Below are 13,227 nucleotides of genomic sequence, written 5' to 3'. Positions count from 1 at the left end.
CCTTTATCATACTAAATGCTTTCGCTTTCTTGCAACCGAGACCCTTCCAGCCGCTTTCTCGCCATTTGCTGTTTGCGGTAAGCGTCCTCGTGGACAACCGTCGTATCTGCAATGAAATCATGGACACCTTGCTTTAAAGCAGTGAATCCGACGATCCAATACAAAGGCAAAATCGTTACCGAAATAAAGCGGCCGATCCATTCGCGAAACAATAAGGTCGACCAAGATAAACGCTCCGTTTTCAACGAAACGACGCGCAGGCCAAATACCATCTTCCCGAGTGTCTGTGCAAAAAACTTAGTCATCAACACAAAATAACCATAAAAAACAAACGCGGTCAAAATCGCATATGGCGCATACCACACAGTTTCAGCCGTTTCCCATCCGAATAGCGCAAACAGTGGCCGTATCAGAATAGAAGACACCGCCGAGATGGCTAGAAGATCGATTAAATACGCCCAAAAGCGCATCCAAAACCCTGCCGGCTTACGTTCATAAAATAGAATTTGATCATTTTCCGGCCGGGCCGGCGGAGTTGCAGCCGCCCGTTCTGCCGATTCGTTCGTGACGTGATCAGTCATGCTTCTCCACCTCCTTAATTTTCACCGTATAGATACATCATGCGCGGTCCGCTGTTTTGGGACAGCATATCCGAGATGAACTTGGTTTCCATGTCCATGCCAAAGAATGAACCGGCTTTCATTGCAAACAGTGATGACCAGTCCTCGCTAGCACCGTATTCGAACACTTCGCCGCCCGCTAAATCAAAGTCATCCTGCATCGCCTGGATGACATCTTCTTCAAAGCCGAAATCATCCGCAAGGTTCGCTTCGACTGCTTGGCGGCCATTCATAATGCGGCCGTCTGCGTATTCTTTAACTTCCGCTTCGGTCATGTCGCGTCCTTCTTCGATTACATCGACGAACTCTTCATAGGAACTATCGAGCATCTCTTGCAAGAGCGCACGCTCGTCATCCGTCATTTCGCGTGTCGGGCTCATGATGTCTTTATATGGACCCGATTTGATGGTGACGAAATCCACGCCATAGCGCTCTGCCAATTCACCGTAATTGACGCTTTGCATAATAACGCCAATCGAGCCTGTCAAAGTTTCTTCGCTGACGAAAATCTTTTCAGCAGGCGCCGCAATATAGTAACCTCCAGAAGCAGCGATTGCCCCCATCGATACGTAAAGCGGTTTTCCGGTCTCATCTTGAATCTCTTTAATCTTGTCATGGATCTGTGCCGATTCAACGACTCCTCCGCCCGGAGAATTGACTTTCAAGACAACACCTTTGACGCTGCTGTCTTCTTTAATAGCCTGTAGTTGTTCCATGAACAAATCATGGTTGTAACCTGCAGCGGAAAATAGAGACGCCTCTCCAGTATCTTGAATCGCCCCGTCCACATTTAATACGGCAATTCGATTAGATCCGTTGCCTGACTCTACTACGTGTTCGCTCAAGGCTGTCTGTTCGGTCCCCGTCCAATCGTCAAATCCCGAAGTAAAATCTGACTGCAGTATTGTGAATGCCGAGTTAATGACGAGTGATATCGCAAGCAAAATGGCAGCGGCAAGCAAGGCAATCCATCGTTTTTTATTCATCATGTTTCTATTCCCTCCTTAAGTATTCCAGTTAACTATACGGTATAGACCTCAAAATGTTTCACTTTCCGCTAAATTCAGCGCCAACTAAGCGGCGATTTCTTTTCGTTCGCCTCGCCTCCATGATTTTCGAGCCCGTGAACAAGATCAAAGCACTCCAGATAAAGGAGAAGGAAATAATCGACACTAGGCCAAACGCTTCCCCATAGAGAAAGACGCCGATCAATAGCATCAAGCTTGGAGCGATGTATTGCAAAAAGCCAATCATGTATAACGGAATCAACGGCGCGCCCATGGCGAATAATAGCAGCGGCACAGCCGTCAACAATCCACTAAGAATAACGAGTAAATCGGTCGAGACACCGCTATGAAGAAATGCTGCGCGGTCGATCGAAAACAAATAGACGTAATAAGCGGTCGCAAACGGCAAGACGAACATCGTTTCGATTGCGAGTCCCCTCAGTGCATTTAAACGGATGGTCTTTTTGATCAATCCGTAAAAGGCAAAACTGAACGCCATGCCCAGTGCTAGCCAAGGCAACGTGCCATACGAAATCGTAATGACCGATACGCCGATCGCCGCAAGGACAAATGCGATTTTAACAGCAGGCGATAGCTTCTCTTTTAAAAAGAACGAACCGAGCAAAACGGAAATCAATGGATTAATGTAATAACCGAGGCTGGTTTCAACAATTCGGTCGTTGGTCACCGCGTAAATATAGAAAAACCAGTTTGCCGAAATGAGAAACGAAGCCAGCATCAGCAGAAAAAAAGTTTTCTTCGATTTCCACAATGACTTGACGTCATCCATAAACTGCCTGCCGCCCCCTGTCAGGACGATAAAGCCGAGTGTCAGCCAAAACGCCCAAAAAATACGCCCGGCCAACAACTCATCGGCGGGCACATGGTCGACTTGTTTCCAAAATATCGGGAGAAATCCCCAAATCGTATAAGTTAGTATCGTCAGCAAGGTTCCTTTTTTCTCTTCAGTCATCTTCGCATCGCGCACCATTCTTCAAGTATTTTTATTCACGAAATAATAGACCCATTATATGCCTGCCATATTGGAAAGTAAATACAGCAAAAGCCCCCGGTATGAGCGGGGGCTTTTGAAGAAAATATTATTTTTTTGCGATTTCCGCTTGTCGAAGTTCAACACGGCGGATCTTTCCTGATGCGGTTTTCGGTAACTCCGAGCGAAACTCGATAGCTCGTGGATATTTATATGGCGCTGTCAATTCCTTGACGTGTTGCTGCAGTTCTTTAATCAGCTCGTCGCCGATTTCGTAGCCTTCAGTTAAAACCACAAAAGCTTTGACGATCGTTCCGCGGATTTCATCCGGTGAACCAACGACGGCGCATTCCTGCACGGCTGGATGTTTGACGAGCGCATCTTCCACTTCGAATGGCCCGATCGTATAGCCAGAGGAAATGATGATATCGTCGCCTCGTCCTTCAAACCAGAAGAACCCGTCGTCGTCTTTTGATGCCTTATCGCCTGTGACATAGTAATCGCCACGGAATTGCATTTGAGTACGCTCCGCATCTTTGAAATATTCCTTAAAGAGTGCTGGCGTCTCGATGTGTACGGCGATGTCGCCGACTTCTCCTACTTTACAAGGCTCTCCGTTATCATTGATAATGTCCACCCGGTTGCCTGGTGTCGGTTTGCCCATTGAGCCCGTGCGGCCCTCCATCCCTTTCATGGTACCGACAAGCAATGTATTTTCGGTCTGCCCATAGCCGTCGCGAACATCTAACTCAAAATGCCTTTTGAAGACATCGATCACTTCCGCATTTAAAGGCTCACCTGCTGATACCGCACTATGAAGCGAACTTAGATCGTATTTCGCTAAATCTTTCTGTTTTGCCATCAACCGGTATTCGGTCGGCGTGCAGCACAATACATTAATCTTACGCTGTTCAAGCAATTCCAGGTAAACGGCCGGATCAAACTTGCCATTGTAGACAAACGCCGTCGCGCCGCTTCCGAGCGTTGCAAGAAACGGGCTCCAAATCCATTTTTGCCAACCTGGACTTGCTGTTGCCCAAACCAAATCGCCTTGTTCCGCACCGAGCCAATGCTCTGCAGAAGTTCGTAGATGCGCATATGCCCAGCCATGGCTGTGGACAACGCCTTTCGGATTGCCAGTTGTCCCAGACGTGTACGACAGAAATGCCATATCGTCGTTTTTGGTTTGCGCCGCTTCGTAATGATCGGAAGCCGCTGCCATTTCATCCGTCAACGAAAGCCACGAATCCGGTCCTTGGCCGATGACAAAATTCGTCAATGCATCCATTTCATCCACGCCTTCAAATTGACTTAAAAACGGCTCATAAGCGATGACCGCTTTTGCTTCGCTATGATTCAAACGGTAAGAAATATCTTTCGCTCGCAACATCTCAGAACTTGGAATCACCACCAGCCCTGCTTTCAATGCCCCGACATAAACAATATAGGCTTCGATGAGCCGTGGCACCATGACTAGCACAACATCCCCTTTTTGAAGTCCTGCCGCTTCGAAGCTATTCGCTGCCTGATTCGCTTGTTTGATCAATTCATCGTATGTAAGGTCTTTCTTTTCCCCTTTGTCATTTTCCCAAATAATTGCCTTGCGTCCATCTCCGCCGGCAAATCGTTCGAACTCTTCTACCAAGTTATAGTTTTCAGGTGCTAATAATTGCTCGCGTTTCATCCCAATCTCCCCTTTGCCCATGAACTATTATTATTCTTGTATCATTATACAACAACTATTTAATTATTCAAAATAATTATAAAAGAGAATTTTATTGAATTCTGTCAGCTTCATTGAACAGCAAATTACACATTATTGTTCTCATGCAATAGCGAATAACTTCATCACAAAAGCCCCGCCAGAAACTTGGTTTGAGTTCCTGACCGGGCTAGTCAATTTAAACTTATAGCAAATCTTCAAATCGCTGTTCTTTCTTTCTCGGAAATTCAATAATCTCACGCTCTGCTACCGCTTGGTCGATCATATCATCGAATGATACAAAGCTTTCGTAATGCTCCACTTTGTCTGTTTTCGGTTTCGTTTTCGGATTGGCCGGCGTGAAAATCGTGCAACAATCCTCATATGGCCGGATGGAAATATCGTAAGTACCGATCGCTTGTGCCGTTTCGATGATTTCGAGTTTATCTTGCGCGATCAATGGGCGCAAAATCGGCGTATTGGTCACGGCATTGATTGCCTGCAGACTTTCTAATGTCTGGCTCGCCACTTGGCCGAGGCTTTCACCGGTGATAATAGCTTTCGCATCGGTCTTCGCTCGCACAGCATCCGCTATGCGCATCATCATCCGGCGCGTCGACGTCATCGTCATATTATCCGGAACTTGCTTATGGACTTCCTGCTGGATTTCAGTGAATGGAATGATGTGCAAGGTGACAGGCGAGCCAAAGCCGCTCAATTTCTCCGCCAAGTCGAGCACTTTTTCTTTTGCGCGCTCGGTTGTGAAGGGCGGACTGAAGAAATGAATCAACTCAAGTCTAACGCCCCGTTTTAACATATGATATCCCGCAACTGGGCTGTCGATACCGCCAGACAGCATCAATAATCCTCTGCCTCCCGCGCCAATCGGCAAACCTGCTGCGCCTTTAATTGTTTCGGCCATCATATAGGCGGCATCTTGACGGATTTCGACATGCAAATCGATGTCGGGCTTTTTCATCGCGACGGTCAATTCCGGCGTATTGCCGAGCACATAGCCGCCGATGGTCCGCATGATTTCTGGCTTTTCATAAGGAAATTCTTTAAAGGGCCGTTTAACAGACACTTTAAAGCTTTTGTCTTGAGTGTCCATTTTGCTGACAATCGATAACGCGGTACGCTTCATCTCGTCCAGTTCCAGGCTAGTCTGCGTGACTGGGCTGAATGACTGGATGCCAAACACATAAGGCAGCCGTTTTAAGATGTCCTCCATGCCTTGTTCATCATCACAGAATAAGAACATGCGGTCACGCTCAGCTTTAATGCGCAATGTCGGGATGCCGGCGAATAATGTTTGAATGTTGTTTCGGAGCCGCGAAATAAAGGCTTGCCGGTTGCGTCCCTTTGTTGACAGCTCACCATAGCGGATGAGAATTTGATTGGTTTTCATGATGATTCGACTCCTTTGATCAATTGATGCGCTTTATGGAAACGTTTTTTCAGTTCGGTAATGTCTTCTTGTGTCGTATTGGCACCGAAGCTGATGCGAATTGTGCCGTCGCGATATTCGCGCGGCAACCCGATCGCTTCGATCACATGGCTTGCTTGTTTATTCTTAGAAGAACAGGCACTCGAAGTCGAGACGATGACGCCTTCTTGCCCCAAAGCGCCGACCAAGGTCTCACCTCGTACATTCTTTATGGCCAAAGCCAAAATATGCGGTGCCGCGCCATCCGGGCTGACAATATAAATATCTTGGTATCCGGCAAAAAAAGAGCGCAATTCCGCATTCCATTCTAGATGATCCGCTATTGGTCTGGCAAGGCGCAATGCTTTTGCCATCGCAGCGGCGTTCGGAACCGACACGGTGCCGCTGCGAAGCCCATTTTCTTGTCCGCCTCCAAAGAGGATGGGTTCGATTGCCGCTTTGTTTATAGCCAATAGACCGCTATTTTTCAAGCCGTGCAATTTATGGGCAGAGATTGTCAGTAAATCTGGCTGCTCCTCTTTACCGAGCGGCAATTTGCCGGCACCTTGCACAGCATCGACGTGAAACAACGCCCGGTGATGTTTCACGATGCTGCGAATTTCAGCCAGTGGATGAATCGTGCCGACTTCGTTATTGACTTGCATGAGGCTTACGAGAATTGTTTCGTCGCGAAGTGCCTCCCGCAGCTCTTCTAGATCAATTGCTCCCGACCGATTCACAGAAAGCAAAGTGATGTCAAAGCCTTCTTGTGCCAGTTGCTTCAACGGTTCCAAAACCGATGGATGTTCGGTTTTGCAGGAGATGATGTGGCGTCCTTTTTCCTGATTGGCGTAAGCCACCCCGCGGATCGCCAAGTTATTCGCTTCAGTCCCGCCTGATGTAAAAACGATTTGCTCATAGCCAAGTAAGCCTTTAATCTGGCTGCGTGCGGATTCAAGTAGATCTTCCGCTTCATTTCCTAAGCGGTGCAGCGATGCCGGATTCGCAAAATAACGGTTGCTTGCCTTTACAAAAGTTTCTAGCACCTGCGGGTCCGGTTCGGTCGTTGCACTATTATCCAAATATATCATTGCTATCCCTCCGAAAAGAAAACCACCAGCTCATCTGCTGGTGGTTTCGTTATTATCTTAGTCTTGATCTTTTACGAGAACTTCAATGCGTTTCATCGAGCCAGGTTCAAAATTTTCCACGGCTGTCGCCGCTTCTTCCAAAGCCTTCGTATAGCGCATTTGGCGGAATGACTCTTCGGCTTCCAATAGATGGGCGTGAAGCTGGGGATTCGTCTTCCGGTAACGGTTTCCGTATTGAATGATACGTTCTACAAGCAAGACATTTTCAACCATTTCTTTTGCTTTGATCTCTACATCGGTAATGCTTGTTTCTGCCTGTTCCATGTAATTATCGACTAGCTTCATATTAAGGGGCACTTCTCGAAGCGCACGCATCGCGACAAACAAATGCTCTTCCGCTTCTTCGAGACGGACATCCATATCTTCCGGAATTCCCGGGATATTCGCTTTATGCAACATGCGGTCAGTTTCTTGAAGGCGGCGCCTCAATTCTTCCACATGTATGCGGGCTTTGTTTTCCTCGACTCTTAGGTTTTTCAGCGCATCAGTGAAGTCCATCTGCGTCGAATCGACGATGGATAAATCTTCACGAATGTGCATCAATTCGTCCTGAAGGCTCGAATAAGCAGATTGGTCTTCCTCTAAGCGCGTCGACAGTAATTCGAAGCGCTTTGCCAATTGTTCTACTTTTTCTAGGCAAGTCTTCGGAATTGCCGCTTCCTGGTCGGTGATTTTATAGCTATGTTGAACATAACGGCTTTCTTCTTCCAGTTCTTGTGTGTCGCGGGCTACTACTTGAAGGTGGCGCTCCGTATCCATGAGATGCTGGTCGATATAATGCTTAGCTGCCACTTCTTTTTCCAATAGCTCGTACATCGCATCGATTCGGTCTTTAATTTGGTCGACTTGGTTTTTGCTATCGGAAACTTCCAAGGAATCCAATTGTTTTTTCAATACAACTAGTTCTTGTTCGATTTCTTCAATTTTTTCGGTCAAGCCGAGATGGTTTAGGTAGTAAGACTGCTCTTCCATCTCTTGTTTACCTGAGCGCAACTGTGCTAAGTCCTGTGGAATCTTATCATCAATTTCCGTTAACATCATCGGGATATCGTCCACAAGCATGAATGCTTGCGTGCTGTCTGCAGATAAATTGATGACCATTTCACGCGCTCTGAGATAATTGCCTTCGTCCGTCAGCTGATCGTACTCTTCAAAACGCTGAACAAATGATTCTAAACGCTTTTCGAGAGGTTCTGCAGCCGCCCCGTAGGAAGCTTTATGTGCCAATAGGTTTTTGCGGGCACGGACATATTTGTCTTGGATTAAATCCATTTCGCTGCGGTTTTTTTCTTCGCTGCCGATCAGTTCGTCCAGTTCCGCGAAAATGACCGCGATTTGCTGGTCAGCGTCATCTATTTTCACTTCCGCTTGTTTTTCAAGCTTGGAAGCTTTCGGAAAGTTAAAGCGCTTGATCGATTCTTCTGCATCATAGAGTGTTGCGTCTATTTTGGGGATGTCGACATCCATGATTTCGTCCCATTTATTGCGCCAGCGTTCAAACATTTCTTCTGTCTGGCCATTCAAGTTCAATTGTTTCACTTTAGTAAGTTCTTCCATAATTGGTTTCTTTTTTAGTTGCAGTTTCAGTTGTTCCAGACGCTCGATTTCCGCATTGTGTTTTTTTCGAAACATCATGCCGATGATAAGCAGCGCCAATAGAATGATGACCGCAATGATGATATACTCCATCATAAGTCATTTAGCCCCCTGTTCCAAATACATTACCGGTTACATAAGTATGTTTAATGATTCTTTTATTTTAACATGTATTCTACTCTTTTGTTTGCCAAATTAGAAGAAAACAGGGAATAATTTTATCAAATTGAAAAGATGGTGAACTTTATGAATAAACGAGATGGCCACATTCACACCCCGTTTTGCCCTCATGGTACAAGCGACCCGCTTCACGCTTATGTGGACAAGGCAGAAAAATCCGGATTTACCGACATTAGTTTCACGGAACACGCCCCGTTACCTGCAGGTTTTATGGATACAACCCCTGCACAAGACAGCGGCATGAATAATAATGAAATGTCAGCCTATTTCAACGCGCTCAACGAAGTAAAGCCAAACTACCCCAATATGCGCATTCGCAGCGGGCTGGAAGTGGATTTTATCCAAGGCTTTGAAAAACAAACGTCCCATCTATTGGAACAAGTCGGCCCTTATCTGGAAGACGCCATTCTTTCGGTCCACTTCTTGCGTTATCAGGACCGTTTTATCTGTTGCGATTTCAGTGCAGAGGTGTTTATGCAACTCGCAAATGACATGGGTTCTGTCCAGGCAGTCTACGATTTGTATTACGATACAGTCGAAGCCTCTATTCTAGCTGACCTCGGCCCTTACAAACCAAAGCGCATCGGCCACCCAACGCTGTGCCATAAATTCCAGCATGTCCACGGGGAGCAAATCGATGATGATGCACGCATCCGAAATATTTTACAGCTGATCAAAAAACAGGGCTATGAGCTCGACGTCAATTCCGCAGGGCTATCCAAACCCGGCTGCCAGGAATTCTACCCGCCTGAGCCTTATATCGCCTATGCACGCGAACTTGGCGTTCCGCTTGTTTTCGGTTCGGATGCCCATAGTACAGAAGGCTTGCACAAATACGCAGAACACTTTTATACTGAACACTATTAAATAGAAACTATTAGAAATGAGATGATTCCATGTTTGCTACAACTTCTTACAGCGGCACACGCGAAGAGCAATACAATCTGCTCAATAAACAACTTGACGCTTTGCTTGCGGGTGAACCGAACCGCATCGCTAATTTGTCGAACGCTTCTGCCCTCCTTGGCCAATTCCTCGACCGCATCAACTGGGTCGGCTTTTATTTAATGGAAGAGGGCGAGCTCGTCCTCGGCCCATTCCAAGGAATGCCGGCTTGCGTCCGAATTCCAGTCGGCAAAGGCGTATGCGGTACAGCCATCGACAAAAATGAAACCATGCTTATCGATGATGTTCATGCCTTCCCTGGCCATATTGCCTGCGATGCCGCTTCTCGTTCAGAGATCGTCATTCCACTTGTCAAAGACGGCGAAGCCATTGGCGTACTCGATATCGACAGCCCGGAGCTTGCGCGATTTACCGAAGAAGACCGCAGCGGGCTTGAAAAGTTTGCAAACACGTTATTGAAGCATATCTAAACACCAAAAGATCCCGGCAGACTGCCGGGATCTTTTTTAGATTTCCTGCAAATTAGATTTGATTTGCGCAAACGCCTGCTCAAGGTCCACTAATAAATCTTCAACATTTTCAAGCCCGACCGACAAGCGCACGAGCGAATCGCTGATGCCCATCTTTTCCCGTTCTTCTGGTGGCACGACGGCATGTGTCATCGTTGCCGGATGCTGAATCAATGTTTCCGCATCGCCAAGGCTGACAGCAATTTTGATTAGGGATAATGCATTCAAAAATTCCTGTGCTTGCTTTTTGCCGCCTTCAAGTTCGAATGAAATCAGCCCGCCACCACGGCGCATCTGTTCTTTAGCCAGCGCCATTTGAGGGTGTCCTGCATCAAATGGATACAAAATACGGGTCACTGCTTGTTCGCCTTGGAGAAACTCGACAATTTTTTCTGCGTTATCGATATGGCGGTCCATGCGCACATGCAATGTTTTCAAGCCGCGAATCAACAGCCACGCATCAAACGGCGACATAATGCCACCGAAATCCTTTTGGACAGTCATACGGATTAACTGCATTTCATCCGCATCTGCTCCGACCAATATCCCACCGACAATATCGCCATGGCCGTTCAAATACTTGGTGGCACTATGGAGTACAAAATCAGCACCATACTCAATCGGATTTTGTAGATACGGCGAACTGAACGTATTGTCCACCACCACCCGCAAGCCATGTTTCTTGGCCACGGCTTCAACCGCCCGTAAATTAACGAGCTCCATTGTCGGATTGATGGGTGTCTCCACATAGATCACTTTCGTCTCAGGACGGAGCGCCTGCTCGATTTGTTGTTCGTCGGTCATCGCAATGAGTGAATGTGTGATGCCATACTTTTCTTCCATAATTGACAGTAAGCCGAATGTGCAACCATAGATGCCACGCGAGCACAGCACATGGTCGCCCGCTTTCGTCAAATGTACCAGAATCGTACTGACTGCAGCCATCCCTGATCCGAATGCCAGTGCACCAGACCCACCTTCGATCTCCGCCATCCGCTCTTCTAATACACGCACTGTCGGATTGCCGAGGCGCGAGTAGATGTTTCCGTCCTGCTCCCCTGCAAAACGGGCTTCTCCTTGTTGCGCATTTGCGAACGAAAAAGTAGACGTCTGATAAAGTGGAGTCGCCAAGCTGTCGTGATGCACTTTGCTGTCATAGCCCTTGTGAATTATCGCTGTCTCAAACTTGTGTTTTTGTTTCATCATTCATACACCCCTCACCAATTATAGAAAGCGCTTACATTTACAACTATCTCCATTTTACTCCGAGATAGGCGAAAAAGAAAGCTTCATTTCTTAGTATATTGCCGTGTATCCATTGACTGATGCATCCGCTATCGGGTATACTAGCCTTTGTGTAAAATAATCGCAGCAGTTGTATGTGCGGGTTTGTCCATTTTGTTCCTCTGCGGAGGTGTATCGCGTAACTCTAGGCTGCTGAGCGAAGGTACATGAAAACAAAATGGCTTGCAGCATGAATGCATCTGGTTTTTATTTTACTCTAAAAACCAAATTAGAGGAGGAGACTCATTATGTCTCGTTATACAGGTCCAGCATGGAAACTGTCACGTCGCCTTGGAATTTCTTTGAGCGGCACAGGTAAAGAACTCGAAAAACGCCCTTACGCACCAGGTCAACACGGTGCTAACCAACGCCGTAAAGTTTCTGAATACGGCTTGCAATTGCAAGAAAAACAAAAACTACGCTTTATGTACGGAGTGAACGAACGTCAGTTCAAAACAATGTTCATCAAAGCTGGTAAAATGGATGGCAAACATGGTGAGAACTTCATGATCTTGCTTGAAACACGCCTTGACAACGTTGTTTACCGCCTCGGCCTTGCGCGCACTCGCCGCCAAGCTCGTCAATTGGTAAACCACGGACACATCCTTGTTGATGGCAAACGCGTAGACATCCCGTCTTATAGCGTGAAACCAGGACAAACAATCGCTTTCCGCGAAAAGTCCAACAACCTTGATGTTGTTAACGAAGCGATCGAAGTGAACAGCTTCGTTCCAGAATACGTTTCAATCGACGCTGACAAAAAAGAAGGCACATTCGTCCGTCTCCCAGAGCGCAGCGAATTGTCTGCTGAAATCAACGAACAATTGATCGTTGAGTTCTACTCACGTTAATCGATTGACCAAAACCCTCCAGGTTTACTTGGAGGGTTTTTTCTATGCCGTCATTTGTCAGCCTTTTATAGGTCTCGCGAAATTTGCCTCCTCTCTTGGTTTCGTCGATTCCTTGCCCGGACTATGCTAAACTGGTTCCATAAAGGAGGCGTTTTAATGCGAATCGTATCCATTTGCCCAAGCAATACCGAGTTGCTCGCTTTTTTAAATGCCGATCATTTGCTGGTCGGTATCGATGATTATTCTGACTGGCCGAAAAGCATTGAAGGGCTGCCACGCCTCGGACCGGATTTATCCATTCGTATGGACGAAGTAGAAGCTCTTTCACCGGATCTTGTCTTGGCGTCACTCAGCGTGCCCGGCATGGAGAAAAACATTGAAGAGCTTGAAAAGCGCAAGATTCCCCACCTTATACTCGATCCACAATCGCTCACTGACATCCGAAGCGATTTAAAGACAGTGGCTGATGCCATAAACTTTGACAGCTCAGCAGTCCTCGAAGAATATGATGCGGCGATTACCGAATTGACAAAACGCGGCGACAGCACAAGCTCCTCCCCTTCCCTGTACTGGGAATGGTGGCCTAAACCGGTATTCACTCCCGGAGGTGTCAACTGGCTCAGCGAAATTAGCCGGTTAGTCGGCGCCCGCAATTGTTTCGAAGATGAAGAGACCGCGAACATCCAAACCGATTGGGATGCAGTTAGGCAACGAGAGCCAGACTTTATTTTACTTGCTTGGGTCGGCATCATGACTTCGAAGGTCAAACCAGAATTGGTATTAAAACGGCCTGACTGGCAATCGATGAAAGCGATCGACCATATCCACGTCATGGAAGAGGCTTTATTTTGCCGGCCGTCCCCTAGATTAATCGAAGGCGCTATTAAGCTCGGCAAACTTGTTCACCCACAAGCGTTCGAAGATTTTCCGCTTCCTTCTTTTATCAAGGAAAAGCAATCCAATGTATAGGATCGACACGCAAAAAATCCAGCGGCGCAATGAAA

General features: G+C 46.9%; 12 protein-coding genes. 4 read left to right on the top strand and 8 right to left on the bottom strand.

Features of this window, described 5'->3' with window-relative positions:
- Positions 1 to 11: 11 nt before the first annotated feature.
- The 7 genes from BBI11_RS06455 to ezrA all read right to left on the bottom strand — a co-directional run bounded on the left by BBI11_RS06455 (position 12) and on the right by ezrA (position 8,589).
- Positions 12 to 581 carry an RDD family protein gene (locus BBI11_RS06455; RefSeq protein ID WP_068461626.1) on the bottom strand — a complete coding sequence of 190 codons (570 nt, stop codon included), beginning with the start codon at positions 579 to 581 and terminating at the stop codon, positions 12 to 14.
- Between the two features lie 14 nt (positions 582 to 595).
- The gene (gene sppA / locus BBI11_RS06450; RefSeq protein ID WP_068465642.1) at positions 596 to 1,606 is read right to left on the bottom strand and encodes a signal peptide peptidase SppA; all 1,011 of its coding nucleotides are present in this window, start codon (positions 1,604 to 1,606) and stop codon (positions 596 to 598) included.
- A gap of 61 nt (positions 1,607 to 1,667) precedes the next feature.
- Positions 1,668 to 2,600 (bottom strand): EamA family transporter RarD, encoded by a 933-nt coding sequence (gene rarD / locus BBI11_RS06445; protein WP_068465640.1) that lies wholly within the window; start codon positions 2,598 to 2,600, stop codon positions 1,668 to 1,670.
- Between the two features lie 127 nt (positions 2,601 to 2,727).
- Positions 2,728 to 4,302, bottom strand: a complete 1,575-nt coding sequence (gene mbcS, locus BBI11_RS06440; protein WP_068461624.1) for an acyl-CoA synthetase MbcS — start codon at positions 4,300 to 4,302, stop codon at positions 2,728 to 2,730.
- A 223-nt stretch (positions 4,303 to 4,525) separates the two neighbouring features.
- On the bottom strand, positions 4,526 to 5,728 hold the full coding sequence (gene thiI, locus BBI11_RS06435) for a tRNA uracil 4-sulfurtransferase ThiI (protein WP_068461622.1): 1,203 nt from the start codon (positions 5,726 to 5,728) through the stop codon (positions 4,526 to 4,528).
- On the bottom strand, positions 5,725 to 6,837 hold the full coding sequence (locus BBI11_RS06430) for a cysteine desulfurase family protein (protein ID WP_068461620.1): 1,113 nt from the start codon (positions 6,835 to 6,837) through the stop codon (positions 5,725 to 5,727). Before BBI11_RS06430 ends, thiI begins: the two co-directional genes overlap by 4 nt.
- Before the next feature lie 57 nt (positions 6,838 to 6,894).
- Positions 6,895 to 8,589 (bottom strand): septation ring formation regulator EzrA, encoded by a 1,695-nt coding sequence (gene ezrA / locus BBI11_RS06425; protein WP_068461619.1) that lies wholly within the window; start codon positions 8,587 to 8,589, stop codon positions 6,895 to 6,897.
- Positions 8,590 to 8,739: 150 nt separating this feature from the next.
- On the opposite strand from ezrA, the gene hisJ reads away from it, so the two are divergent.
- Complete coding sequence (gene hisJ / locus BBI11_RS06420) at positions 8,740 to 9,540, top strand: histidinol-phosphatase HisJ (protein ID WP_068461617.1); 801 nt, start codon at positions 8,740 to 8,742, stop codon at positions 9,538 to 9,540.
- A gap of 29 nt (positions 9,541 to 9,569) precedes the next feature.
- Positions 9,570 to 10,049: a GAF domain-containing protein gene (locus BBI11_RS06415; RefSeq protein WP_068461614.1), complete on the top strand. Its 480-nt coding sequence runs from the start codon at positions 9,570 to 9,572 to the stop codon at positions 10,047 to 10,049.
- 36 nt (positions 10,050 to 10,085) lie between these two features.
- On the opposite strand, the gene megL is transcribed toward BBI11_RS06415, so the two are convergent.
- A complete protein-coding gene (megL, locus tag BBI11_RS06410) occupies positions 10,086 to 11,291 on the bottom strand; it encodes a methionine gamma-lyase (RefSeq protein ID WP_418312514.1) in 1,206 nt (401 codons plus the stop codon).
- A gap of 329 nt (positions 11,292 to 11,620) precedes the next feature.
- Here megL and rpsD point away from each other — a divergent pair, with 329 nt between their 5' ends.
- Positions 11,621 to 12,223 carry a 30S ribosomal protein S4 gene (gene rpsD, locus BBI11_RS06405; RefSeq protein WP_068461610.1) on the top strand — a complete coding sequence of 201 codons (603 nt, stop codon included), beginning with the start codon at positions 11,621 to 11,623 and terminating at the stop codon, positions 12,221 to 12,223.
- Positions 12,224 to 12,379: 156 nt separating this feature from the next.
- On the top strand, positions 12,380 to 13,192 hold the full coding sequence (locus tag BBI11_RS06400; protein ID WP_068461608.1) for a helical backbone metal receptor: 813 nt from the start codon (positions 12,380 to 12,382) through the stop codon (positions 13,190 to 13,192).
- The last annotated feature ends 35 nt before the right edge of the window (positions 13,193 to 13,227 follow it).

The organism is Planococcus maritimus (assembly GCF_001687625.2).
In the GTDB taxonomy this organism is placed as follows: Bacteria; Bacillota; Bacilli; order Bacillales_A; family Planococcaceae; genus Planococcus; species Planococcus maritimus.
Note: the sequence above shows the minus strand (reverse complement) of the source record. Positions and strands in the feature narration are given on the sequence as shown.

Excerpts from the sequence above, each read along its gene's own strand:
- ezrA (WP_068461619.1), bottom strand. The coding sequence starts at position 8,589 with ATGATGGAGTATATCATCATTGCGGTCATCATTCTATTGGCGCTGCTT.
- hisJ (WP_068461617.1), top strand. The coding sequence starts at position 8,740 with ATGAATAAACGAGATGGCCACATTCACACCCCGTTTTGCCCTCATGGT.
- BBI11_RS06430 (WP_068461620.1), bottom strand. The coding sequence starts at position 6,837 with ATGATATATTTGGATAATAGTGCAACGACCGAACCGGACCCGCAGGTG.
- BBI11_RS06400 (WP_068461608.1), top strand. The coding sequence starts at position 12,380 with ATGCGAATCGTATCCATTTGCCCAAGCAATACCGAGTTGCTCGCTTTT.
- rpsD (WP_068461610.1), top strand. The coding sequence starts at position 11,621 with ATGTCTCGTTATACAGGTCCAGCATGGAAACTGTCACGTCGCCTTGGA.
- megL (WP_418312514.1), bottom strand. The coding sequence starts at position 11,291 with ATGAAACAAAAACACAAGTTTGAGACAGCGATAATTCACAAGGGCTAT.
- thiI (WP_068461622.1), bottom strand. The coding sequence starts at position 5,728 with ATGAAAACCAATCAAATTCTCATCCGCTATGGTGAGCTGTCAACAAAG.
- sppA (WP_068465642.1), bottom strand. The coding sequence starts at position 1,606 with ATGAATAAAAAACGATGGATTGCCTTGCTTGCCGCTGCCATTTTGCTT.
- BBI11_RS06455 (WP_068461626.1), bottom strand. The coding sequence starts at position 581 with ATGACTGATCACGTCACGAACGAATCGGCAGAACGGGCGGCTGCAACT.
- mbcS (WP_068461624.1), bottom strand. The coding sequence starts at position 4,302 with ATGAAACGCGAGCAATTATTAGCACCTGAAAACTATAACTTGGTAGAA.
- rarD (WP_068465640.1), bottom strand. The coding sequence starts at position 2,600 with ATGACTGAAGAGAAAAAAGGAACCTTGCTGACGATACTAACTTATACG.
- BBI11_RS06415 (WP_068461614.1), top strand. The coding sequence starts at position 9,570 with ATGTTTGCTACAACTTCTTACAGCGGCACACGCGAAGAGCAATACAAT.